At 53.9% G+C, this 583-nt stretch carries 1 protein-coding gene; it reads right to left on the bottom strand.

What is annotated here, in order from left to right:
• Window positions 1-485 (bottom strand): chromate transporter (locus R7Z50_RS29340; protein WP_318149994.1); only part of this gene is annotated, 485 nt, incomplete at its 3' end.
• Window positions 486-583 lie beyond the last annotated feature (98 nt).

The following is a 583-nucleotide window of genomic DNA, read 5'->3' as shown; positions in this document are numbered from 1 at the left end:
GACGGCACAAGTAAAACGACGCAGGTAGCAATTGCCATGATGGTGACTCGCAGCCCATCCGTGCATAGGTTACGCGCCATGCCCCATACTGCTTGAGCGACCACGGCCACAGCCACCACTTTTAAGCCATGCAACGCGCCCTGCGAGACGTAATCGCCATAGCTGGAGATGCCGAGCGCAAAAAGGATCAAGGCTATGGCAGACGGCAGCGTGAAGCCAGCCCAAGCAGCCAGCGCCCCGCTGTATCCAGCCCGAGACAGTCCTACCGCTATGCCGACCTGGCTGCTTGCAGGCCCTGGCAAGAACTGACAAAGCGCGACCAAGTCAGCATAGCTCCGTTCGGAGAGCCAGCGCCGCCGTGTGACAAATTCGGCGCGGAAGTAGCCCAAGTGCGCAATGGGGCCGCCAAAAGATGTCAATCCAAGCCGCAGAAAAATAAGAAAGACCGACCATGGTCTGCTGTCATCGGTAGGGTTATTCGTCATACTTTCGCCTTCATGATCTGCAACGAGTTGATCAATAATAAGCGAAATTCGATAACGAAATTCGATATAAATCTAGAAAAAAATACCTCTATGTGTAC

It is taken from the genome of Vibrio sp. 1249-1 (assembly GCF_033340495.1).
This window is presented reverse-complemented; position numbering and strand designations above follow the sequence as displayed.